The sequence below is a fragment of the Umezawaea sp. Da 62-37 genome, assembly GCF_032460545.1.
Lineage (GTDB): Bacteria > Actinomycetota > Actinomycetes > Mycobacteriales > Pseudonocardiaceae > Umezawaea.
The window spans coordinates 10,013,644-10,036,500 of sequence record NZ_CP135965.1 but is presented as its reverse complement, the minus strand read 5'-3'; the positions used below and the strand labels follow the sequence as shown (position 1 = coordinate 10,036,500).

General features: G+C 70.0%; 20 protein-coding genes. 14 read left to right on the top strand and 6 right to left on the bottom strand.

The genetic code is table 11. From position 1 onward, the window contains the following. Positions 1-60 precede the first annotated feature (60 nt). Entirely contained in the window at positions 61-1,638 is a 1,578-nt protein-coding gene (locus tag RM788_RS45455) for a Rossmann-fold NAD(P)-binding domain-containing protein (RefSeq protein ID WP_315926935.1), read from the top strand. 221 nt (positions 1,639-1,859) lie between these two features. On the opposite strand, the gene RM788_RS45450 is transcribed toward RM788_RS45455, so the two are convergent. Continuing rightward, positions 1,860-2,693, bottom strand: a complete 834-nt coding sequence (locus RM788_RS45450; protein WP_315926933.1) for a fibronectin type III domain-containing protein — start codon at positions 2,691-2,693, stop codon at positions 1,860-1,862. Between the two features lie 256 nt (positions 2,694-2,949). Between RM788_RS45450 and RM788_RS45445 the strand changes: the two genes are divergently transcribed. Further along, positions 2,950-3,633 carry a response regulator transcription factor gene (locus RM788_RS45445; protein ID WP_315926931.1) on the top strand — a complete coding sequence of 228 codons (684 nt, stop codon included), beginning with the start codon at positions 2,950-2,952 and terminating at the stop codon, positions 3,631-3,633. Beyond that, a complete protein-coding gene (locus RM788_RS45440; protein WP_315926929.1) occupies positions 3,630-5,069 on the top strand; it encodes a HAMP domain-containing sensor histidine kinase in 1,440 nt (479 codons plus the stop codon). The genes RM788_RS45445 and RM788_RS45440 overlap by 4 nt, the downstream gene beginning before the upstream one ends. A 95-nt stretch (positions 5,070-5,164) precedes the next feature. Here RM788_RS45440 and RM788_RS45435 read toward each other — a convergent pair whose 3' ends face one another. After that, positions 5,165-7,312, bottom strand: a complete 2,148-nt coding sequence (locus RM788_RS45435; protein ID WP_315926927.1) for an MMPL family transporter — start codon at positions 7,310-7,312, stop codon at positions 5,165-5,167. Positions 7,313-7,529: 217 nt separating this feature from the next. Between RM788_RS45435 and RM788_RS45430 the strand changes: the two genes are divergently transcribed. After that, positions 7,530-8,756, top strand: coding sequence for a monooxygenase (locus RM788_RS45430; RefSeq protein ID WP_315926925.1), 1,227 nt, complete (start codon positions 7,530-7,532; stop codon positions 8,754-8,756). 79 nt (positions 8,757-8,835) lie between these two features. Then, on the top strand, positions 8,836-9,261 hold the full coding sequence (locus RM788_RS45425; RefSeq protein WP_315926923.1) for a Rieske (2Fe-2S) protein: 426 nt from the start codon (positions 8,836-8,838) through the stop codon (positions 9,259-9,261). Between the two features lie 160 nt (positions 9,262-9,421). On the opposite strand, the gene RM788_RS45420 is transcribed toward RM788_RS45425, so the two are convergent. Continuing rightward, the gene (locus RM788_RS45420; RefSeq protein ID WP_315926921.1) at positions 9,422-10,087 is read right to left on the bottom strand and encodes a response regulator; all 666 of its coding nucleotides are present in this window, start codon (positions 10,085-10,087) and stop codon (positions 9,422-9,424) included. Between the two features lie 538 nt (positions 10,088-10,625). Here RM788_RS45420 and RM788_RS45415 point away from each other — a divergent pair. From RM788_RS45415 to RM788_RS45405, 3 genes are all read left to right on the top strand, one after another. After that, positions 10,626-12,302, top strand: coding sequence for a ribonuclease J (locus tag RM788_RS45415; RefSeq protein ID WP_315934909.1), 1,677 nt, complete (start codon positions 10,626-10,628; stop codon positions 12,300-12,302). An 84-nt stretch (positions 12,303-12,386) separates the two neighbouring features. Continuing rightward, entirely contained in the window at positions 12,387-12,554 is a 168-nt protein-coding gene (locus RM788_RS45410; protein ID WP_315926919.1) for a hypothetical protein, read from the top strand. A gap of 848 nt (positions 12,555-13,402) precedes the next feature. Next, on the top strand, positions 13,403-14,428 hold the full coding sequence (locus tag RM788_RS45405; RefSeq protein ID WP_315926918.1) for an ice-binding family protein: 1,026 nt from the start codon (positions 13,403-13,405) through the stop codon (positions 14,426-14,428). Here the strand turns inward: RM788_RS45405 and RM788_RS45400 are convergent. Continuing rightward, entirely contained in the window at positions 14,396-14,896 is a 501-nt protein-coding gene (locus RM788_RS45400) for a transposase (RefSeq protein WP_315926917.1), read from the bottom strand. The genes RM788_RS45405 and RM788_RS45400 overlap by 33 nt on opposite strands. A 72-nt stretch (positions 14,897-14,968) precedes the next feature. Then, positions 14,969-16,012, bottom strand: a complete 1,044-nt coding sequence (locus RM788_RS45395; RefSeq protein ID WP_315926916.1) for a hypothetical protein — start codon at positions 16,010-16,012, stop codon at positions 14,969-14,971. A gap of 200 nt (positions 16,013-16,212) precedes the next feature. On the opposite strand from RM788_RS45395, the gene RM788_RS45390 reads away from it, so the two are divergent. Further along, positions 16,213-16,371 carry a hypothetical protein gene (locus tag RM788_RS45390; protein WP_315926914.1) on the top strand — a complete coding sequence of 53 codons (159 nt, stop codon included), beginning with the start codon at positions 16,213-16,215 and terminating at the stop codon, positions 16,369-16,371. A gap of 423 nt (positions 16,372-16,794) precedes the next feature. On the opposite strand, the gene RM788_RS45385 is transcribed toward RM788_RS45390, so the two are convergent. Then, positions 16,795-17,709: a LysR family transcriptional regulator gene (locus RM788_RS45385; RefSeq protein WP_315926913.1), complete on the bottom strand. Its 915-nt coding sequence runs from the start codon at positions 17,707-17,709 to the stop codon at positions 16,795-16,797. 122 nt (positions 17,710-17,831) lie between these two features. On the opposite strand from RM788_RS45385, the gene RM788_RS45380 reads away from it, so the two are divergent. From RM788_RS45380 to RM788_RS45360, 5 genes are read left to right on the top strand one after another with little or no spacing between them, the layout of a single operon-like run. Beyond that, entirely contained in the window at positions 17,832-18,797 is a 966-nt protein-coding gene (locus tag RM788_RS45380; RefSeq protein WP_315926912.1) for a fumarylacetoacetate hydrolase family protein, read from the top strand. Further along, entirely contained in the window at positions 18,794-19,921 is a 1,128-nt protein-coding gene (locus RM788_RS45375; protein WP_315926910.1) for an FAD-dependent monooxygenase, read from the top strand. The genes RM788_RS45380 and RM788_RS45375 overlap by 4 nt, the downstream gene beginning before the upstream one ends. Then, positions 19,918-20,949, top strand: coding sequence for an amidohydrolase family protein (locus RM788_RS45370; protein ID WP_315926908.1), 1,032 nt, complete (start codon positions 19,918-19,920; stop codon positions 20,947-20,949). Before RM788_RS45375 ends, RM788_RS45370 begins: the two co-directional genes overlap by 4 nt. Beyond that, positions 20,946-21,893 (top strand): VOC family protein, encoded by a 948-nt coding sequence (locus tag RM788_RS45365; protein WP_315926906.1) that lies wholly within the window; start codon positions 20,946-20,948, stop codon positions 21,891-21,893. Before RM788_RS45370 ends, RM788_RS45365 begins: the two co-directional genes overlap by 4 nt. Beyond that, on the top strand, positions 21,893-22,849 hold the full coding sequence (locus tag RM788_RS45360) for a fumarylacetoacetate hydrolase family protein (RefSeq protein WP_315926904.1): 957 nt from the start codon (positions 21,893-21,895) through the stop codon (positions 22,847-22,849). Before RM788_RS45365 ends, RM788_RS45360 begins: the two co-directional genes overlap by 1 nt. Positions 22,850-22,857: the final 8 nt, after the last annotated feature.

Below are 22,857 nucleotides of genomic sequence, written 5' to 3'. Positions count from 1 at the left end.
TCCGGACCCGTGCGCCGCAGCCGAGCCAGCGACAACGCACAGAATTGCGAGTTCACCACAGTGACCATTCGACGTCCGGGTCGCCCCGAGCCGCGGGTCGTGGACGGCCTTGTCTCCTTCGCCGCGACCACGGTCGACATCACCGCTGCCCCCGAGGACGGGCCTCATCTGCTGTACCGCGCGGCCCGGCGCCTGTGCGATGCCGCCGGGCCGCACGCCGTCCTCGGCCAGGACGCGGGCGAACTGACCGCATGCCTCGAACCCGGTCTGCACGCCCGGATGTTCGTCTCCACCGAGATGCGCCGCGATGTCGCCGAAACGTCCCTGCTGCGGTTGAGCCTGCGGATGTCCGGCACCGCACCGACCGCTTCCCTGGGCCGATGGGCGCAGGTCTGGCACCGCCAGCCCCTCTCCCCGCAGGAGGTCGAACGGGTGGCGAACGAACTGCCGCTGATGAGCGCGGTCGTCGACCGCCTCCGCGACGGCAAACCGCTCGCGGGCTTCGCGGTGGTGGTGACCGGTCACTTCCTGACCGACCTCGTCCACCTCGTGCGCTGCCTCGCCGAACTGGGAGCCCCCTTGGACGCCATGACGGTCCTGCGCAAGGACTACGCCTACCAGTGGCGACACCGCGTCCACGGCTACCTCGACGAGTTGGGCGTGCGCGTCCGGGACTCCACGGATCCCGACGCTGTTCTCGCGCACACCGCTCGGGCCCGCCGACTGGGCCTGCGCTGCCTCGCCCTGGACGACGGCGGCTACGTGGCACCCGCGCTGCTGCGCCAGGTCGCTCACGAGGACACCCCGCAGCACGCCGAGGCCGGTGTCTGGGCGGGGGTGGTGGAGCAGACCATGTCCGGGATCTACCAGCTCCGGGGTCGCGAACGGGAGTTGCCGTTCCCGGTGTTCTCCGTGGCCCAGTCACGGGTCAAGGGGCGCATCGAGTCGTACTGGATCGCCGAGAAGGCGGTGTCCACGGCCTTGGACCTGCTGCCGACCCTGAAGATCGAGGGTCAGCCCGCCCTGGTCATCGGCTACGGCAACGTGGGGGCCCAGATCGCCGCGCTCCTGAGCCAGCGGCGCATGCGCGTCGCGGTCCACGACGCCGACATCCTCCGCCTCATCGACGCGCACGAGAGCGGCTACACCACCGCCCGCGATCTCGATGTGCTCCTCGCCCGGCACACTCCCCTGCTCGTCTTCGGGGCCACCGGTCGCACCAGCATGTCCACCCGCGAGTTCGAAACCCTCACGCGTCCCACCTACCTCGCCAGCGTCAGCAGCCGCGACATCGAGTTCGACCTCCCCGCTCTCGCGGCACTCGCGTCCAAGGAAACCCCAAGCCGCGCCACGCACCTGCCCTCCGGCACCCACCGCCTGCCGAGGGGCGTGGACGTCACGGTCCTGGCGGGAGGTATGCCCGTGAACTTCCACGAAACCGACAGCATCAGCAACCTCCACTCCGACCTCGTGTACGCGGGCGTGCTCACCGGCGCCTGCGCCATCGCCACCCGCCCCGCCCCCGCCGGACTGGACCCCGTCTGGGCCGACACCGTCCTGGAGGAATCCGGGCTCCTCCAGGACTACTACGAGCGCTACGGCCCTGCGCCCACCGGCAACCCCGTCCACGCAGGTTGACGGCACGAGCGGGACAAGTGCCCGCCTGTGCACGCGACGGGACTGGCTCGACAAGGCCGCGGTCGCCGCACCGGGCATCACCGTCCGGACGCGATCGGTGATGACACCGGACATCCCCGAACTCATCAACGATTCGGCGCACGCCCGGGGCCCGACGAGGAGCAGCGCGTCGCCGACAAAGCGCTGCCCCCGGTCGGTCACCTCGCCGCCGTGACGGTTACCTAGGCCGGGGCGGTGTTGAAGACCAGGCCCGCGCTCTTGAGCGAGGTGCTGCCGGTCGTGTCGCGCGTCACGACCTTCACCCGGTACTGGCCGTCGGGGACCAGCCCGGTCAGGGTCACCTGCTTGTCCACCGGCGTGGCCACCACGGTGTCGTTGATGTAGACCTGGTAGTAGGCGGTCGGGAACCACCAGCGGTTGGCCTGCCACGTCAGCGTCGCCGTGGTCCCCGTGGCCGCGGTGACCACCAGGTCGGTGGGCCGCAGCGGCCGGTCGGCGTTCAGGCCGAAGGACTGGACGGACCCCAACAGGACCGAGTCACCCGTGCTAGGGGTGCACTGGGCGTCGACCTGCGGCAGCGGCGAGCCATCGGAGGCCTTGGGGCGCAACGACATCGACACGGCGCCGAGGCGGATCTGGTAGGTGCCCGCGGTGTTGAGGTGGAGCGGTGCCAGCCCGCCTGCCGCGTGCAGCCACGACGTGTCCTGCGTGGCCGCGAACTTCAGGTTGCCCTGGACCTGCTTCGTGGCCGGGCCGACAGCCGAGGCCTGGACGACCGCGGTGCTGTCGCCGTCGACCCGCCCGCTCACCAGGCTGGCGATGTCCAGGTCCAGGTCGACGTAGGAGTACTGCGAGTAGGACACGCCGTTGGTGCCGACGTCGTCGGGCAGGCCCCCGCCGAAGTGGACGCCGACCGGCACGCTCCGCCCGGTCGAGGTGACGCAGGTGTAGGAGCTGACCACGTCGACACCCGCGGCGGCCGCGGTACCCGCGGCGACGCCGGACAGCGCCAGCGCGGCAGCCACGACCAAAGCAGCACGAGCAGGAATCATCATCGTTTCCCCTTCGTTTCCTCGCCCGGCCCCAGTGTGGCCGTGCCGAGCGGGGACGCGAAACCATCAACCGGCGTAAGGGTCACGGCGTGTACCGCGGTCATCGCGGTGCTGGACGTGGCGGTGACCAGCCATGGCCACCACACCGAACGGCACCGCCAGCAGCACCCGAGGTCCGTCTCATGACGCTTTAACCTTGGCCTCAGGTTGATCGGGGACAGTGAGCGGCAAAAGGATCGACTGGAGGAGGCGGGCCCGCGTGCTGATCATGATCGCGGATGACGAGGCGGCCATCCGCGAGTCGCTGGAGCGGGTGCTCCAGGTCGAGGGTTACGACACCAGCACCGTCGCCAACGGTCTCGCCGTGCTCGACGGGGTCGGTGGCGACGCGCCGGATCTGCTGATCCTCGACGTGATGATGCCCCGCCTCGGTGGGTTGGAGACCTGCCGGCGGTTGCGGGCGGCGGGTCGGGATCTGCCGGTGCTGATGCTGACCGCCCGTGATCAGGTCTCCGACCGGGTCGCGGGGCTGGACGCGGGCGCCGACGACTACCTGCCCAAGCCGTTCGCCATCGAGGAATTGCTGGCACGGGTCCGGGCCCTGCTGCGCCGCCGGACGCCGGGCGACGACGAGTCGCAGATCCTGACGTTCGCCGACGTCCGGGTCGATCCCGACAGGTTCGAGGCGTGGCGGGGCGGGCGGCCGCTCCGCCTGACCCGGACCGAGTTCTCCCTGCTGGAGGTCCTCGTGGGCAACGCGACCCGTGTGCTGACCCGAGGCGTGCTGTTCGAGGCGATCTGGGGCTTCGACATGAGCGTCACCGCCAACAACCTCCAGGTGTACGTGAGCTACCTGCGCCGCAAGCTGGAGGCCGGGGGTGAGCCGCGATTGATCTACACGCTGCGCGGCTTGGGGTACACGTTGCGGGAGACTCCTCCGTGAGCGGGCCCGCCGGCCGGGGCTCGCGCCGGCTGACCCGGTGGTGGCGCCGGCAGTCCCTGCGGACCAGGGTGACCGTGATCGCGGCGACGGCCATCGCGGTCAGCGTGTTCGCGGCCTTCCAGGTGGCCAGCGAGCTACTGGAGTGGGAGTTGCGGAACACCGCGGAGGATCAGCTGCGCGTCGACTCCCGTGTCCTGGCGACGAACGCGGAGCGCGCCGGTCTGGTGCGGCTCGAGCTACCGCCGTATCCCGGATCCGGTCGGCTGGTGCGGGTCATCCTGCGCGACGGCTCGATCCGGACGCCGGACGGCCAACCCGCGCTGCCCCCGGTCAGCGAGCACGCCGGGCTTGTGGCGCAGGGCGCGTCGGCCGACCTGATGGAGTCGGGGGACAGCGACGACGACGGTTACCTCGTCTACACGCTGCGGGCGGGCGACGGCGCTGTCCAGGTGGCCCGCGTCGCCGACGACAGCCCGATCAACGAGTTCGGGTTCGGCATGCTGCTGATCGGGCTGTTCTGCGTGGTCGGCGGCGCCCTTGTCGGGCGGGCCGTGGCGCGGACCGGGCTGGCGCCGATCGACCGGCTGACCGCCGCCGCGGTCCGGGTCGCGCACACCCGTGATCTCGACGCCGACATCCCGGACGAGGGCGGTGGGGAGATCCGGCGGTTGATCCGGTCGATCAACGACATGCTCGCCGCGCTCCGGGACTCCCGGCGGGCCCAGCGGCTGCTCGCCGAGGACGCCGCCCACGAGCTCAAGACCCCGCTCACCAGCCTGCGCCTCAACATCGAGCTGCTGATCCGGCTCGACCGGCGCGGCACCCTGGACAGCGCACTGCCCGCGGAGAGCCGGACCCGGCTGCTCAACGACCTCGGCGCCCAGATGGCCGAGTTGAGCACCCTTGCCGCCGAGCTGACCGACTTGGCGCGCGGTGACGTCAGCGACGAGAGCGCCGAACTGCTCGACCTCGCCGACGTGGTGGTGGCCGCCGCGATCCAGGCGCGTTCCCGCGTGCCCGACATCGAGGTCGCGCTCGACGTGACCTCCGTGTGGGTGAGCGGGCGTCCCGCCGCGCTCCAACGGGCGGTGCTCAACCTCATCGACAACGCGGGCAAGTGGTCCCCCGCGGACCAGCCGATCCAGGTCCGGCTCCGCGCCGGGGGCGCGTCGGCGGTGCTCGAGGTCGATGACGCCGGGCCGGGCATCGACGCCGCTGACGTACCGCGGGTGTTCGACCGGTTCTACCGCGCCGACAGTGCCCGTGCATTGCCGGGATCCGGGCTGGGGCTGTCGATCGTGCAGCGGGTCGTCGACGCCCACGGCGGCCGGGCCACCGTCACCCGCTCCGCACGCGGTGGCGCGCTGCTCCGGGTCGACCTTCCGGCCGCCCCGATCGCGCGGCTCACCGCCGGGGAGGACACCGCGGTGCGCTGACCCCAGCCCCGACCACACGGCGGCGACCATCGGGCCGGGAAAAGATCCGGGACGGGTCTGGGTCCCCGTCCCGGATCTGGTCCGTGCCGCCGCGCTCATCGTTGCAGCGCGGGCTCCTCATCGTCCACAAGCGACTGTCGACCGTCCGGCAGCTCCACCGGTCGGGACAGCCTGCTCGGCCACCACATCCGCCTGCCGATCAGCAGGGTGAGGGCGGGCACCAGGACCGACCGCACCAGCAGGGCGTCGAGCAGCACGCCGAAGGCGACCAGGAACCCGACCTCTACCAGCATCACCAGCGGGAGCGTGGCGAGGACCGCGAACGTGGCCGCCAGGACCAGGCCTGCCGAGGTGATGACGCCACCGGTGGCGGAGAGGGCTTTGAACATGCCCTCTCTCGTGCCCAGACGCACGGTCTCCTCCCTGGCCCGGCTGACCAGGAAGATGTTGTAGTCGACGCCGAGCGCCACCAGGAACAGGAACGCCAGCAGCGGCACCGAGTAGTCGACGCCCTCGAACCCGAGGATCGTGTCGAAGACGAACACGCTGCCGCCGAAGGCCGCCGCGAACGAGACGACCACGGTGGCCATCAGGACCAGCGGGGCGACGACCGCTCGGAGCAGCAGCCCGAGGACGAGCAGGACGACGGCGAGCACCAACGGGATCACCAGTTTCTCGTCGCGGCTGGTGGTCACCTCGGTGTCGAGGTTCTCCGCGCTCGGCCCGCCGACGATCGCCTCCGCCCCGCCCACCGCGTGCACGGCGGCGCGCACCCGCTTGATCGTGTCGTACTCCGCGACGGTGTCCGGCGCGTCCGTCGGGAACACGGAGATGTCGGCCCAGCCACCGCTGGTCTCACCCGGAATGGCCACTGCCACACCGCGGGTGCCCTTGACGATGTCGAGCACCCGCTCCTGGTGCGCAGGCCGCGTGAAGATCGTCATCGGCTGGCCGCCGAGCTCCGGGAAGTGCTGGCGGAGAACGGTGAAGCCGGTGACCGACTCCGGCGCGGACAGGAACTGGTCCTGCTCCCGCAGGGCGCCGGTGTTGCTCACCAGGCCGATGGCGAGCACGCCGAGGATTCCGAGCGAGCTGAGCGTCGCGACCCACCGGCGGCGGCTGATGGCGGCGCCGAGCCGTCCCCACAGTCCCGGCTTCTCCTGCACGACCGTGTTGAACCGCGGGATGGCCGGCCAGAAGATCCGCCTGCCGAGCACCACCAGCATCGCCGGGAACAGCGTCAGCATGGCCACCAGCGCGCACAGGACGCCGGCCGCGCCGATCGGGCCCAACCCGCTGGTGCTGTTCAGGTCCGCGACGAGCAAGCAGAGCAGGCCGGCGATCACGGTGGCCGCGGACGCGACGATGGCAGGCGCCGCGCCGCGCAGCGCGTGGACCATCGCGACCCGGACGTTCTCGTGGTGGTGCAGCGCTTCCCGGTACCGGGCGATGAGCAACAGCGCGTAGTCCGTGCCGACGCCGAACACCAGGATCGTCAGCAGCGCCGAGTTCTGGTCGTTGATCACGATGCCGAAGCCCTTGACGAGCAGGTAGACGGTCGCCATCGAGGTCAGCGCGGCCGCGCCCACGGCCACGAGCGGGATGAGCCACAACACCGGGCTGCGGTAGGTGAGGATGAGCAGGAGCGCGACCACGAGGACGGTGGTGAGGAGGACCTGCAGGTCGATGCCGTCGAAGACGGCGTCCAGGTCGCCGTCGATCGCGGCCGGGCCGGTCACGTCGAGTTCCAAGCCTGCGGGGCGATCCTTCCCGGCGTCGCGCAACGGGCCGACGACGGCCTCCGGTGCGCCGTAGGTCGTGCTCACGTCGAGGGTGAACATCATCGCCTTGCCGTCGGTGGAGGGCCTCGTCCGCGGGCCCTCGTCGTCCTCCCCTGCCGGGACCACCACCTTCGGCGGGTACCGCTTGGCAAGGGTGTCGTAGTGGCGCTCGACCGTCGCGCGGTCGGCGTCGGTCAAACCGCCGGCGCGGTGGTACACGAAGACGAACGTGTTGTCCTCCCCGCCGGGGAGGCTGTCCTCCAGCACCGCGACCTTTGTGGACTCGGCGTTGGCGGGCAGGGTGTCCGCGGCGCTGTCGGTGGTGACCGAACTCAACTTTCCGCTCAACGGCACCATGACCACCGCCAGCGCCATCCACAAGCCGATCAACAACCACGGCACCCACCGGCCTGCCAACCGACCGGGGGGCGCTTCCCCGGACGGCGCTGCGTTGACTGCCATCACTAGCCTCCTGCATACGGGTCGCATCGCTTGTCTGACGCCGACTTCCTACCGAGCGAACCTGAGACGACCGTTAAAACGGCGCTCAGGCCGGTTGACCGAACCAGGTGCCGCACGCACCGGCGCTCCGGGAGAAGTACCGTGGTACCAACGCTTTCCCGCGAATGACCACCGTAGTAGGACGAAACGGGAGGGAATCCGGCCTAGCGTTCAGGCCATGACGAAACCTGATAGTCCACTGCGGAGGTTCGGGGCGGCCACCACGGCGCTGGCGACGGCGCTCGCCGCCGTCGCCGCCTGCGGGTCGGACGCCGGCAACAGCGCGGCACCCGCCGCGGCCGGCTCGCACAACGCGCACACGGGCGAGTCATCGGCTCCACCGCAGCCGCTGCGCGCAGGCGAGCGGTTCGCCGACCTGAAGATGGCCGAGGCCTACACGCCCGCACCGCCGGAGGGCGGCGGCACGGACGAGTACCGGTGCCAGGTCGTCGATCCGGGCCTGACCAAGGCGGAGTTCCTGACCGGGACCCAGGTCATGCCGGAGAACACCGCACTCGCACACCACGCCATCGTGTACGCGGTGCCGCCAAGCGGCGCTGCCCTCGTGCGCGCGCAGGACGCGAAGACCCCCGGCCTCGGCTGGCAGTGCTTCGGCGGGACCGGCGTGGTCGGCGCCGATGTGGAGAGCGAGGACGAGAGCGCCGACCCGGGCGCGACGTGGGTGGACACCTGGGCGCCGGGCGCCACGGAGACGCTGTACACCCAGGACGCCGGCTTCAAGCTGGAGCCGGGCAGCCTGCTCATCCTCCAGATGCACTACAACCTGCTCGCGACCGACGGCAAGCCTGCCGGGTCGGACCGCTCCGCGGTACGGGTGAGGCTGACCGACGGCACGCCGCAGACCAGGGAACTCGACACGTTCCCGCTCGACGCGCCGACCGAGCTGCCCTGCACCGCCGATGAGTCGGGTCCGCTCTGCGACCGGGCGGCCTCGATCGCGGACGTGACGAAGCGGTTCGGGTCGGAGGTCGGCGAAACCGCGGACCGTCAGGTGGAGGAGTGCGACCAGGGCGCGCCGAAGCCCGGTGACACCCAGACCTGCGACCACGAGGTGCCGGAGCCGATGACGCTGTTCGCCGGTTTCGGCCACATGCACCTGCTCGGGCGCGCCATCAAGGTCGAACTCAATCCGGGCACGCCGAACGCCGTGGTCGTGCTGGACGTGCCGCAGTTCGACTTCGACAACCAGCGGCTGGTGAAGCTGCCGTCGCCGGTGGACATCGGCCCCGGCGACACGCTGCGGGTGACGTGCACGCACGACGCGGGGCTGCGCAAACTGCTGCCGCAGCTGAGCAAGCTGCCGCCGCGCTACGTGGTGTGGGGCGACGGCACCAGCGACGAGATGTGCACGGGCATCATGACGGTCTCCCCCCGCCGGTCCTGACGAAGCCGTCGGACGTGTGTGAACCCACTGACGTCAACAAGCCGAAAAACACCACTGTTCGCGCTCAGGAGGCACCGTCTTGCCGGACCCAACACGCCGCACGGTCGTCTGCGGCCTGCTAGCCGGTCTGGTCGCACCGGCTTTCCTGGCCGCCTGCTCCTCCGGGACACCCGCCGCCAACCCACCCGCCGGAGGATCCTCCGGCTCCGGTGGCACACCGTTGGCCAAGCTGGCCGACGTCCCGGTCGGCAGCGGGACGATCGTGGACGGACCGTCAGGCAAAGTCCTGATCGTCCGGCCATCGGAGAACCAGGTCACAGGGCTCAACCCGGTCTGCCCGCACGCGGGCGTCACCGTCTCCGAACCGGCGGGCGGCACCATCACCTGCCCCGGCCACGGCAGCGCCTTCGACGCCGCGACCGGCGACAGGAAGAAAGGGCCTGCGACCACCGGCCTGACCCCGATCCCGGTGAAGATCAGCGGCGACTCGGTCGTGACCGCCTAGAAAAATGTGTCGGACGGCCCGCCGGAACTCGGCGGGCCGTTCGACCCAAGGACAGTGGCCGCACTGGTCGATCAGCACGACATCACCGTTCAGGAAGGGCCTGGCCAGCGCCCTTTAACCGGCCGTGCACCCGTCAGACGGTCGCGCCCTTGGCGGACCGCTAAACCGGCCGGGTGAGTCTCAGGTCGTAGGCGAGGATGACGGCCTGGATCCGGTCCCGTGCGCCGACCTTGGCGAGGACCCGCCCGACGTGGGTCTTCACCGTCGACTCCGACAGCGTGAACCGTCGCGCGATCTCGCCGTTGGTGAGGCCGTGGCCGATGGCGACGAGGATCTGGCGCTCGCGGCCGGTCAGGGAGTCCAGCCGGGGATCCTCCCCCACGGGCCCGCAGAGGTCATCGCCGAGCCGGTCGACGAACGCGTCGAGCAGCCGCCGAGTCAGCGCCGGCGCGATCACCGCGTCCCCGGCGGCGACGGCCCGGATGCCGGCAAGCAGCTCCTCCGGGCGGATGTCCTTCAGCAGGAAACCGCTCGCCCCGGCCCGCAGCACGGCGAGCGCGTACCGGTCCACGTCGAACGCCGTCAGCACCAGGATCCGCGAACGCCCACCGGCGGCGACGACGCGCCGGGTGGCCTCGACCCCGTCGACGTCCGGCATGCGGATGTCCATCAGCACCACGTCGGGACGCAGCTCGGTGACGCACCGAACAGCCTCGGCGCCGTTCTCGGCCTCACCGACGATCTCGGTGTCGGGGGTGCTCTCCAGCAGCATGCGGAACCCCAAGCGCTGCAGCGGCTGGGCTTCCACCACGAGCACGGAGATCATGAACGGCTGCCTTTCAAGGTGACGTAAACGGTCCAGCCGCCGTCCGACGCGGGGCCGGCGCTGACCGTGCCGCCGTAGAGCCCGGCGCGTCCAGCCATGCTGGCGAGGCCGAGACCCGCGCCGCCCGGCGACGCCTACTTCATACCGAGCGAAGCTGAGACGACTGTTAAAGCGGCGCTCTGGCAGGCGTGCTCAAGGGCGTGGGTCAGGCCTCAAGCACGATGCGGAAGGCGGCCAGTTGCCCGCCGAGGCCAGCCGGTCGGGGCTGCCGGATCGCAATCACTGCAACAGCCGATGTCGCAGCGCCTGGCGACCCCGCGACATCGCGGTCCACTTCGGCGACATCGCCCCCGACACCATGTACGGACAGCACTCCCGCGATGGGCCGACAACGGACTCGTCCACAAGATCGGCCCTGGCCTCCACGCCGCCACAACATGGCCGCCCACGCACTTGCAGAAGCAGCGAAATCGTCAACCACCCTGCCTTGGGCGATTGTCACCAACTTTGGACACTCGCATAGCATGACGGCGTGACTATGGCTCGAACATCCACCCCTCCGCCGCCTCTCGCCCCCGATGCCCTGCGCGTCGTCGCCCTGGGAGGCCTCGGGGAAATCGGTCGGAACATGACCGTGTTCGAGTACGACGGCAAGCTCCTCGTCGTCGACTGCGGGGTGCTGTTCCCCGAAGAGCACCAGCCCGGCGTGGACGTGATCCTGCCGGACTGGAGCCACTTCCGGGCCCGCCTGTCCGACGTGGTCGCGGTCGTGCTGACCCACGGCCACGAGGACCACATCGGCGCGGTGCCGTACCTGCTGCGCGAACGCCCCGACATCCCGATCATCGGCTCCAGGCTGACCCTGAACCTGCTGAAGGCCAAGCTGGTCGAACACCGCATCACGCCGGTGATCGTCGAGGTCACGGAAGGGCAGCTGCTCGCGCGCGGTCCGTTCGACCTGGAATTCCTGGCGGTCAACCACTCCATCCCGGACAGCCTGGCCGTCGCCATCCGCACCTCCGCGGGCCTCGTGCTGCACACCGGCGACTTCAAGATGGACCAGTTCCCCCTCGACGGTCGGATGACCGACCTGCGCGGCTTCGCCCGCCTCGGCGAAGAGGGCGTCGACCTGTTCATGGTCGACTCCACCAACGCCGACGTGCCCGGCTTCACCACCTCCGAACGCGAACTCGCACCGGCCATCGACGAGGTGTTCCGCACCACCCGCCGACGGGTGATCGTCTCCAGCTTCGCCAGCCACGTCCACCGCATCCAGCAGGTCCTCAACGCCGCTCACGCCCACGGCCGCAAGGTCGCCTTCGTGGGCCGCTCGATGGTCCGCAACATGGCGGTGGCCACCGAGCTGGGCTACCTCAAGGTGCCCGCGGGCCTGGTCGTCGACGTCAAGCGCATGGACAGGATGTCCCCCGAGCAGATCACGCTCGTGTGCACCGGCTCACAGGGCGAGCCGATGGCGGCGCTGTCGCGCATGGCCGGTGGCGACCACTCGATCCAGGTCGAGGAGGGCGACACCGTCCTGCTGGCCAGCTCGCTCATCCCCGGCAACGAGAACGCCATCTACCGGGTCATCAACGGCCTGACCGACCGCGGCGCGAACGTCGTGCACAAGGGCAACGCCAAGGTCCACGTCTCCGGGCACGCCAGCGCGGGCGAACTGGTCTACTGCTACAACATCGTGCAGCCCGCCAACGTGCTGCCCGTGCACGGCGAGGCGCGCCACCTGCGGGCCAACGCCGAACTGGCGATCAAGACCGGCGTGCACCGCGACCGGGTGCCCATCGCCGCCAACGGCCACGTCATCGACCTGCACGAGGGTCGCGCCAACATCGTCGGCAAGGTCGAGATCCACAACGTCTACGTCGACGGGCAGACCGTCGGCGGCGTCACCGAGGACTCGCTGGCCCAGCGCCGCACCCTCGGTGAGGAGGGCGTGATCACCGTCGTCGCGCTCGTCGACCTCGACACCCGGCAGCTCGCCGAGCCCCCGGACTTCATCGCCCACGGCTTCGAGCACGACGCCTCGACCTTCCGACCGGCGACCGCCGCCATCGAGAAGGCCCTGGCCAACGCCGCCGGGCGCGACGTCACCGACATCGCGAAGCTCGAACAGGTCATCGCCCGCGAGGTGCAGAACTGGGCGTACCGGTCCCACCGCCGCCGTCCCGTCGTCATCCCCGTCGTGATCGAGGCCTGACCCGCTGATCCACCGACCCCGGTCAGGCTCCCCCAGGGCCTGGCCGGGGTCAGTGGTGCACCACCATGAGCATCAGCGTCATGGTTGGCGATCGTCCACACCTCGGTGACCCCGAACATCGTGTGGACGGCGTTGACCATGAAGGGGAACCGGGTGGTGTCGTCGAAGACCGCTCCCCTGGTGTGGCCGAGCACACCGGTCGGGCTGATCCGCGCCGACCGCAGGATGAGCGGGAACTGGTCGACGCCGTAGCGGCGGGGTAGCGCGGCCGATCCAGGCGAGCCGTCGTCGACGATGAGGGTCCCGACCAGTCCGGACGCCACCTGCTCCGTAGTGGTCCCCATGCCGTGCGGGTGGAACCACAGGGTGGACGCGTTCTGCTTGATGGGGATGCTCGACGCCATCAGCGGCAGTGTGCGGCGGCACTCCGCTCTCGGAATGGTCGGTTCCGACGACTACGAGAGGTCAGCCTGAATCTCGTACGCCCCTGTCCACCGTTCGGGGTGAACCGCACGCAGGTCAAGCCAGCGGGAGCCGGCCAGATGTCCTGGGCCCTGCGCCCCTGTTGCAAGAAGATCCCCGCATGCGCGGGGACGAGATTTCGTGATCTGCCGTTCCGCGAACGGTGGCGGTGTTTTTTGTTCGCTGTCGTCCGTTGAGATCAGAAAACGGGATCGCGATCGTCGACGTCCTTGACGTAGGCGGGTTGTTCCGGTTTGCGCGAGCGGAACCCAGCGCATCCGGAAAGCGGATGTCATTGCAATCGGGTCCGTCCGAGGTCAAGTGCTCATCGACACGGACATGCCCACCGACCTTGCACATGCTTTGGTCGAGGCGCTTTCGAAGATGCGAGGGATCGGGAGAGCTGCGACGGCGCTCCCCGTTCGGCACGAATCGCGGTGCCGAACAGAGTCGCAAGTCCCTGCTCAACGGAATCTTTGGTCAACGACCGCAGGGGACAACAGCCCTGCCGTCGATGTCGTCGAGGCGGAAAGCTCAACGGTACGAGGCGGGTGCTTGTGGCGTACGCTGGACATCGAGACTCGACGAAGGCAATCCGATAGTCGGGCATCAACAATCCGAATCGAGCTGCAACAATCATGAATCGTTCCACCACCGCTCGATCGAAGATCCTAGTTGCTTCAACCCTGGTTCTCACGACTATCGCGTTTGGCTTACTCGGGCCTGCGACCGCCGGTGCGGCTGCCCAAACGATTCCGCTGGGCTCAGCCGCCGATTTCGCGGTGCTCGCAGGTTCAACGGTCACGAACACCGGGGCCACGGTGGCCACAGGGGATCTCGGACTGAGCCCCGGTACCTCGGTGACGGGCTTTCCGCCCGGCGTGGTGAACGGGACCGTCCACGCCGCCGACAACGTCGCGGCGCAGGCCAAACTCGATCTGGACGCCGCCTATGACGACGCCGCGAGCCGCCCGACCACCGCTACCGTGCCGGTGGAACTGGGCGGGACGACCAAAACTCCTGGCGTGTACGCGTCACCCGCCGGGACGTTCGGGATCACGGGCACGGTGACCCTGGACGCCCAGGGTGACCCGAACGCCGTGTTCATCTTCAAGGCCGCCTCCACCCTCACCACGGCGTCGGCGAGCAACGTGGTGCTCGTCAACGGAGCCCGTTCGGCCGAGGTCTTCTGGCTGGTCGGCAGTTCCGCGACGTTGGGCACCTATTCGGTTCTGCGCGGAAATGTCATGGCGCTCGCCTCGATCACCGTCACCACCGGAGTGCTGGTGGACGGTCGTGCCATGGCACGGACCGCCGCGGTGACCCTGGACACCGCCACGATCACCCGCCCGACCGGGGTCCGGCAACCCGTCGCCACCACTGCTGTTCTGACCTCCTCGGTCAATCCCGCCGCAGTCGGTGAGCCGGTCGGCTTCACCGCCGCGGTCACCGCGGCGACCGGAAGTGCCGTGCCGAGCGGCATGGTCGTGTTCAGCGACCGACGGGTGCCGATCGCTGTCGTGGCTCTTGACGGCACCGGACACGCGGTGTTCACCACGTCCGCTCTAACGATCGGCCGGCACCCGATGACCGCCACCTACGTCGGTGCGAACCAGTTCACCGGCAGCACGTCACCCAGCCTTGTCCAGGTGGTTCGCGCCTGATCGCCGCCCCGGCACCGGGAACACCCGGCTGATGGCGTTGACCCGATCAGGAGGGCTGTCCCGGAGGAGTTCGCCATGAACTCCACCGGCCCTGCTCGGGTCACCCGCCGGCCGCATTCCGCTGCTGATGATCGGTTTCCGGCACGGGGCGGACCGCGTCCCAGCGTCAAGGCGGATTCGCCGGCAGAGCGAAGTCGGAGATGTCCGGCGTGAGCAGGACGTCGAGGTCGCGTGGCTGCGTTCGGATGAACTGGTCGGCTGCCGGTCGCCTTCGGTGGTGCTCGACCGTGCGGCGGCCGGCTTGGAGCGGCAGGCGAAGACGATCACGATGATCGTTGGCGTGTTGCGCAGCGTCTCGGAGTTGACCCCGAGGTCGTCAGCCACCGATTTGATCGTCGCGTCCGGTCGGTTCCGGTAGAGCGCGACCGCTTCGGTCTTGAACTCCGGTGGGTGGTGCTTCATCGCCATCTGTGCGTATTCCTGTTCACCCGGATCGGCAGGATCTGAGTGTGTCCGATGTCCAACATCCGGCAAAGGCCCCTATTCCCAGCCGATGAGGGCCACCGATTGTGTTGTCCTGGGAAGCGTGGTGACCTTGACGGGCTGTGCGGAGCCGTCGAGCGGTACCCGGAAGACGTCCAGGGTCTGGCCCCGGTCAGCGGTGAAGATCACGGTCTTGGCCTGCGGGTCGGACACCGCGGAGCGGATCACGTAGTCGGTGAGCGGGGTGATCGGGACCATCTCGCCCTCGGTGGAGGGGTCGTCCGGGCCCGCGAGCTTGACGCCCAGGGTGTTGGGCGCGTTGACCGGTTCGCCGATCTGCAGCCCCCGCGACTGGTCGACGATCCAGACGACCGGGCTGGAGCTGGCGGAGTCGAGCACGCCGCCGACCGGCATCGGGATCGTGAGCACCATGCCGCGGTCGAGCCCCCCGGAGTTGCTGCTCACCGAGCCGTCCGGCAGCAGAAGAACCCTGTTTCCAGGGTTCTCGACTTTTTCCGATCGCAACTCGGCCTTGGTGTCCGGGTTGATCCAGATGAACTCCCCGATGGTCTGGTCGAAGTACCCGAAGTTGCCGTCCTGGTCGAACACGGCGTTGGAGTGCTGCGGCTGGGCGGTGAAACCACCGCTGCTTCCCGCCAGCAGGGCTGTCAGGTCGGTCATCGCGCCGCTCGTGGCGTCGATCCAGCCGACGTGGGCGCTGTCGGTCTCGCTGACGCGCAGGTTGACCGCCATGCGACCGAGATCGGGGTCGAACACCTGGCGGGCGAGGTAGGACGACAACGTGCCGGAAGTGCACGCACTCCACGTCGCCATGGGACCGGTCGTGACGCCCACGGAGGAATTCGCGGCGCTGAACTCGGCGACGGGCGCGGCCGCGCCGGTGGCGGGATCCAGAGTGGACAACGTCACCGAGGTCTCGGTGCAGGTCGCCAGCAGCGGCCCACGCGGCGGCTGGGCAGGGGCTGAGGTGGCCGTGGTGGCGGCTGCTGTCTCCGCCGTCGTCGAACCGGTCGTGGTCGTGGGGGCCGCGGGGGCGGCCGCTGGTTGCCCGCCGCACCCCGCCAGCACTCCCGCGGCCAAGGCAACCGAAACGCAGGATCGGGTCAATCGCAAAGGCATTGGCACTCCGGGGAATCAGTGGCCTTGCTGAGCGGGTATCAAGCAGGTCATCGGGAGCGGCGAAGATCCGTTACACACTCGGGCCTTGCCGCAGGCCAGCTCGAAGACCGGCCACGAGAACTGTCAGGTACCGGGTTTGATGTGGACTGTGATCACCGCTCGTGATGGAGATGGGGGGCGGCGTGGTGATGATCGGTCTCGCACTCCACGGGCTGGATCAGGCCCAGTTCCCCGTGCACGCACCGGTGGTTCCACCAGTCGACGTACTCGGCGACGGCGATCTCGATGTCGTCGATGCCATGCTCGACTGCGTGAACTGACCCGCTGGTCCGTTGTGGACCCGCGGCGTGCCGGAGGTCGCCGGCGGCCGGTGTGATCGGTTCCGGCGCGAAGGTCGTCGTCGGCTTCGGGTGGAGCAGCGCAGTGGGCGTCGTGAGCGCGAATGCCCTGCCCTGGCGCTGGACTGCGATGGAAGTCGGTCAGTCCACATGATGGTGGCGGAAGGTCCATCAGCCCGGGAAAGCCGCGAGCAGTTCGCGGATGGTGCGGGTATGCGTGTGTCTAGGGCCTACAACCCGATCACGATCCCGTGTGCGGACAGCACTCGGCCGGATGCTGCCACCGTCCGCGGTTGAGCCCGGCCACGTCGAGCCACCGCGTGGCCGCGTCGGGTGTCACCACCCGCGGCAACGCGGTGGTGGAGCGGTGACGGGCTATCGACCCCGTCGACCGGTCTCCGCGGCTCAGACCTTGCCGACGCGGGCACCCGCCTCCGCCAGTACCGAACGCATCCACCTGTGCTCGGGATCGCGGTCGTGCATCGGGTGCCACCACAACGCCTCCACCAGCGGGACGACGTCGTAGGGGCAGGGCAGGGCCCGCACGTCGCCGTTGCGGGTCACCTGCTCGGCGAGGTGGCCCTGCACCAGACCGATCCGGTCCGTTCCGACGATGAAGTACGGCAGCGCGACGAAGCTCTCGACCACGACCTGGACCTTCGGCTGCACACCGAGGACCTGCAACTGGCGGGCGGCGGGGGTGAACGCCGTGGAGGAGTTGTAGGTGAGCACCCACGGGAGCGTGGCCAGGTCGTCCATGGTGAGCGCGTCCCCGACGCGCGGGTTGTCGGTCGCCACCAAGCAGACCCAGGTGTCGCGGTACAGGTCCAGGTGGGGCATGTCGGACAGGAAGCCGTGCGGGAACACGAGACCGTCGACCTCGCGCAGGGCCTCCCCCGCGGACTCGATGATCGACGGCGTCTGGTGCTGGAACCGCAGCCGGACGCCAGGGGCGCGTTCACCCATGATCCGCGCGACCGACGAGCCGAGCACCACCATCGGGTAGTCCGAGCCGAGCAGGGTGAAGTCGCGCGTCGAGGTCGCCGGGTCGAAGCCGGGTTCGCTCGCGAAGACCCGCTCGGCCCCGCTCAGCGCGACCCCCACCCGACGCCGCAGGGCGACGGCGAGCGGCGTGAGCTCGTAGGCGTTGCCGACGCGGGTCAGCAGCTCGTCCCCGAAGTGCCGTCGCAGCCGTGACAGCGAGGCGCTGAGCGCGGGTTGGCTCAACCCGAGCGCCACGGCCGCGCGCGTCACGCTGCGTTCCCGCAGCAGCGCGTCCAGCGGCACCAGCAGGTTGAGGTCGAGCTTGGCGAGCTGCACCACTCCCCCTCTCATCGACGCCACTGATGTCGATCATCAGCGGATTCATCTTCCTGGATGACCGTGGTCGGCGAAGAGTATGCACCGGCATCACCGTCATCGCAGACGAAAGGGGCGCTCACGTGCCCGATCCCGCAACGTCGGCCAGGTTCGGCATCGGAACCTTCCGCACGAACGTGGACAGCCAGGAGTTCGCCGGGCTCGTCGTCGACGAGCGCGTGCTCGACCTCTCCGTCCGGTTCCCCGGCGCCGCGGTGAGAGACCTGCTGGACGCGTGGGACACCGTCCTCCCGGTTCTGGAGGAACTTGCGGACGCCCCTGGCGCGTGGCAGCCACTCGCGCCCCTCGACGTCCGTGCTCCCGTCGCACCCCGCCAAGTGCTCCAGGCAGGCGCGAACTACCGCACCCACGTGATCGACCTGGCCGTCCAGCACAGCGAGATCACCGCCGAGCGGACCGTCGAGCGGGTCCGAGCGGAGACCGCGGCGATGATGGACCGCCGCGCCGCCGAGGGCACCCCGTACTTCTTCATCGGGCTCCCGACCGTCATCGGCGGCCCGTTCGACGACGTCGTCCTGCCGGACTACTCGCGCAAGCACGACTGGGAGCTGGAACTGGCCGCGGTGATCGGTCGCCGCGCGTTCCGGATCGACCGCGACGAGGCGCTCGACCACGTCGCCGGCTACACCATCGTCAACGACCTCACGACCCGCGACCTGGTGTTCCGCAAGGACATGCCGGAGATCGGCACCGACTGGTTCCGCGCCAAGAACGCGCCGGGCTTCCTGCCGACCGGACCGTTCCTCGTGCCGAGGCGGTTCGTCGGGGATCCGGGAGACCTGCGGGTGACCTTGACGCTCAACGGGGACACCATGCAGGACGAGTCCACGAAGGACATGATCTTCGACGTCGCCGCCCTGGTGGCCGCGGCGTCGCACACGGTTCCGCTGCTGCCCGGCGACCTCGTCCTGACCGGGAGCCCGGCGGGCAACGGGATCCACCACGGACGGCTGCTGCGCGACGGCGACGTCATGGAAGGCACGATCACCGAGCTGGGCACCCAGCGGGTCAGGACGGTGGCGCCATGACCGCCGTCGGCACCGTGCTCGTGGTCGGTGGCGGACCGGCGGGAACCGCGGCCGCGATCCTGCTCGCCGACGCCGGGATCGCCGTCGACCTCGTGGAGGTCACACCCGATGTCACGACCACCGGATCGGGCATCACCCTCCAGGAGAACGCTCTGCGCGTGCTGCGCGACCTCGGCGTGTGGCCGGAGGTGGAGCACGCCGGGTACGCGTTCAACGGCATCGGGATGCGCGCTCCCGACGCGCACGGCACGCTCCTGTTCGAAACGCCGGAGTTCCCCAGCCCCTCCGGGCTGCCCGCCACCGTCGGAATGCCCCGGCCCGACCTCGCCCGCATCCTCGTCGACCGGGCGAGATCGCTCGGCGTGAAGATCCGCTTCGGCATGACGGTCACCGAACTGGAGCAGGACGGCGAGGGCGTCGACGTCACGTTCTCCGACGCTTCCCGAAGCCGGTACGACCTCGTCGTCGGCGCCGACGGAGTGCGCTCCTCGGTGCGCGACCTGCTCGGAATCCGGCTGGAGACCCGCTCGACGGGAATGGGCATCTGGCGCGCGTTCACCTCACGCCCGGAGTCGGTGACCCGCACCGACCTCTACTACGGCGGGCCCTCCTACATCGCGGGCTACTGCCCCACCGGCGACGACTCGCTCTACGCCTATCTGGTCGAGGACGCGCAGGATCGCAGCGCGCTCTCCCCCGACGACCGGCTGGCGGTGATGCGCGGGCTCGCCGAGCACTACCACGGGCCGTGGGACGACATCCGCGCCCTGCTCGTCGACCCGGACCGGATCAACTACACCTGGTTCGAGACCCACCTGCTCGACGGACCGTGGAATCGCGGCAGGGTGGTGCTCATCGGCGACGCCGTGCACACCTGTCCCCCGACCGTCGCCCAGGGTGCGGCGCTCGCGCTGGAGGACGCGGCGGTGCTCGTCGAACTCCTCCTCGCCGCCGACACCGTCGACGACGGGCTGTGGGCCGCGTTCACCGAGCGCCGACTGGAACGGGTCCGCACGGTCGTGGACGCGTCGGTGCAACTCGGGCAGTGGCTGCTCGACGGCGAACGCGGCGACGTGCCGGGGCTCATGCGCACCGTCGCCCAGACCGTGGGCAGGCCGGCATGAACGCCCCCGAAGGTCGGGGACCGGTGGTCGACGTGCACGCCCACGTGATCGTGCCCGAGGTGGAAGCGGTCGTCGCCGGACAGCCGGGGCTCGCCGAGCACCGCGCGCTGGACCTGCGTCGCAACGGACCGGAATCGGCGGCGATCTCCGGCCGCATGGTCGGTGACCGGATCGCGCGGCTCACCACCGTCGAACCGCGCCTCGCCGACATGGACGCGGCGGGAGTCGACGTCCAGGTGCTGTCGCCGTCGCCGTCGCACTACCACTACTGGACCGACCGGGATCTCGCGATGACGGTCGCCCGGTCGGCCAACCGCGGTGTCGCCGCCGTCGTCGCGGAGGAGCCCACCCGGTTCACCGGGCTGGGGCTCGTGCCGCTGCACCACCCGGACTTGTGCGTCGCCGCGCTGGACGACGCCCTCGACCTCGGTCTGCGCGGGGTGGAGATCTCCTCCTTCGCCCCCGGCGTCGAACTCTCCGACGCGGCGCTGGAACCGTTCTGGACGCACGCGGCCGCCACCGACGCGGTCGTGTTCCTGCACCCCTTCGGCTGCTCACTCGACGAGCGGCTCGACCGGTTCTACCTGTCCAACACCGTCGGACAACCCGTCGAGAACGCCGTGGCGCTGTCGCACCTGATCTTCTCCGGAGTGCTCGACCGGCACCCGCGGTTGCGAATCGTCGCCGCGCACGGCGGCGGTTACCTACCCACTTTCCTCGGCCGCTCCGACCACGCCTGGCAGGTCCGGCCCGAAGCCCGCGGCTGCGCCGAACCGCCGAGCAGCTACCTGCGGCGGCTGTGGTTCGACTCGCTCGTCCACACCCCCGACGCGCTGCGCGCCCTGGTCGCCGCGGTCGGCGCCGACCGCGTGCTGCTGGGCTCCGACCACCCCTTCGACATGGGCGTCACGGATCCCGTCGCGCGGCTCGCCGCCGCCGGACTCGACGACGCCGACCAGCACGCCATCCGTTCCGGGAACGCCGAACTGCTCGGCCTGGCCCCGGTCCTCACCGAGGAGCCCGCATGACCGCCCCGCCCCGCCGCCTCATCACCCACCTGCGGCACATCGACCTCGGCGTCGAGGACCTCGCCGTCGAACGCGGGTTCTACACCGGCCTGTGGGGCCTGACCGAGGTCGAACACGACTCCGGGATCTCGTTCCTCGCCGCCGAAGGGTCGCCCGAGCAGTACGTCGTGCGACTGCGGCAGGCGGCCGACAAGCGGATCGACCTGATCGCCTTCGGCGCCGCCAACCCCGCCGACGTCGACACCCTCGCCCTGGGCCTGGCCCGTGACGGCGTTCGGCTGGTGTCCGACCCCGGCGCGGTGACCACACCCGGTGGCGGGTACGGGTTCCGGTTCTTCGACAACGAGGGCCGCACGGTCGAGGTCTCGGCCGACGTCACGCCGCGCGCGCACCGCAGGATCGAGGAGCGCGAGTCCATCCCCGTCCGCCTCTCCCACGTCGTCGTCAACTCGGCCGACCCGGAAGGCACCGTCGCCTTCTACGAAAAGCACCTCGCGTTCGCGCTCTCCGACGTGCTCACCCACCCGCGCATGGGCGACATGATGTGGTTCCTGCGCTGCAACGACTGGCACCACAGCTTCGCCGTCGCCCGCGGCCCGCACCCGGCGCTGCACCACGCGAGCTTCGAGATGCGCGGCATCGACGAGTACATGCGCGGCTCCGGACGGCTGATGCGCGCGGGCGTCGAGAAGATCTGGGGGCCGGGGCGGCACAAGGCGGGCAACAACACGTTCACCTACTTCCTCGACCCGCTGGGCAACACCGTCGAGTACACGACCGAACTCGAACGCCTCGACGAGGACACCTGGCACCCCAGCCTGCACGACTTCTCCGACCCCGAGGTCTCCGACCAGTGGGGCACCGCGAACAGGATGGACGAGTTCGTCGCCAAGAGGTCGTTCAACGACCCGGACAGGGGCCTGTTCGTGGCCCCGCCGGTCTGATGCGCTTCGCGACGGTCGAGGACGCCACCGGCATCCGCTGCGGTGTCGTCGTCGACGAGGACCTGTTCCGGTTCCCCGTCGGGACCACCGTCCTGGACCTGCTCCGGTCCGGGAGCCTGCACGAAGCCGGGGCGGAGGCGGTGTCGGCGGGCGACGCCGTGCCGCTCGCCGGGCTGCGGCTGCTGCCTCCGCTCGACGCCCCGACGGTGCGCGACTTCGTCGCGTTCGAGGAGCACGTCGAGGGCATGGTCGCCGCGGCACCGGGAAACCCCGGTGTGGCAACGGAATGGTACGAGGCGCCGACGTTCTACTTCACCAACCCCTACGCCCTGATCGGATCGGGCGAGGACGTGTCGGCGCCTCCCGGCTGCGAGCTGCTCGACTTCGAGCTGGAGGTCGCCGCCGTGATCGGCACCGGTGGACGAGATCTCTCCCCGGAGCGGGCACGCGGGCACATCGTGGGCTACACGATCTTCAACGACTGGTCGGCCAGGGATCTCCAGTTCCGCGAGATGAAGGTCAACCTGGGGCCTTGCAAGGGAAAGGACTTCGCCTCGACGCTCGGCCCGGTCCTCGTCACGGCGGACGAACTGGAGTCCTACCGCGACGCCGAGGGCTACCTGCGGCTGGCGATGACGGTCTCGGTCAACGGCCGCGAGGTCGGCCGGGACCTGCTGTCCAACATGGGATGGCCGTTCGAGGAACTGGTCGCCTACGCCTCCCGCGGCGCGGAGATCCGCCCCGGAGACGTCCTCGGCTCCGGAACCTGCGGCAACGGCGGCTGCCTCGCCGAGTTGTGGGGGCGACGCGGGGTCCAGGACCCGCCGCCGCTCGGGCCGGGGGACGTCGTGACGATGACGGTGGAGGGCATCGGGACCATCACCAACACCGTCGTGGAAGGACAGGACCCACGACCGATCGCCCCGGCGCGGCACCGCCCGCGGGACCGGTCCTGACCGCGCAC

Excerpts from the sequence above, each read along its gene's own strand:
- RM788_RS45400 (WP_315926917.1), bottom strand. The coding sequence starts at position 14,896 with ATGGCGATGAAGCACCACCCACCGGAGTTCAAGACCGAAGCGGTCGCG.
- RM788_RS45420 (WP_315926921.1), bottom strand. The coding sequence starts at position 10,087 with ATGATCTCCGTGCTCGTGGTGGAAGCCCAGCCGCTGCAGCGCTTGGGG.
- RM788_RS45370 (WP_315926908.1), top strand. The coding sequence starts at position 19,918 with ATGAACGCCCCCGAAGGTCGGGGACCGGTGGTCGACGTGCACGCCCAC.
- RM788_RS45415 (WP_315934909.1), top strand. The coding sequence starts at position 10,626 with ATGGCTCGAACATCCACCCCTCCGCCGCCTCTCGCCCCCGATGCCCTG.
- RM788_RS45405 (WP_315926918.1), top strand. The coding sequence starts at position 13,403 with ATGAATCGTTCCACCACCGCTCGATCGAAGATCCTAGTTGCTTCAACC.
- RM788_RS45450 (WP_315926933.1), bottom strand. The coding sequence starts at position 2,693 with ATGATGATTCCTGCTCGTGCTGCTTTGGTCGTGGCTGCCGCGCTGGCG.
- RM788_RS45435 (WP_315926927.1), bottom strand. The coding sequence starts at position 7,312 with ATGGCAGTCAACGCAGCGCCGTCCGGGGAAGCGCCCCCCGGTCGGTTG.
- RM788_RS45375 (WP_315926910.1), top strand. The coding sequence starts at position 18,794 with ATGACCGCCGTCGGCACCGTGCTCGTGGTCGGTGGCGGACCGGCGGGA.
- RM788_RS45430 (WP_315926925.1), top strand. The coding sequence starts at position 7,530 with ATGACGAAACCTGATAGTCCACTGCGGAGGTTCGGGGCGGCCACCACG.
- RM788_RS45365 (WP_315926906.1), top strand. The coding sequence starts at position 20,946 with ATGACCGCCCCGCCCCGCCGCCTCATCACCCACCTGCGGCACATCGAC.
- RM788_RS45360 (WP_315926904.1), top strand. The coding sequence starts at position 21,893 with ATGCGCTTCGCGACGGTCGAGGACGCCACCGGCATCCGCTGCGGTGTC.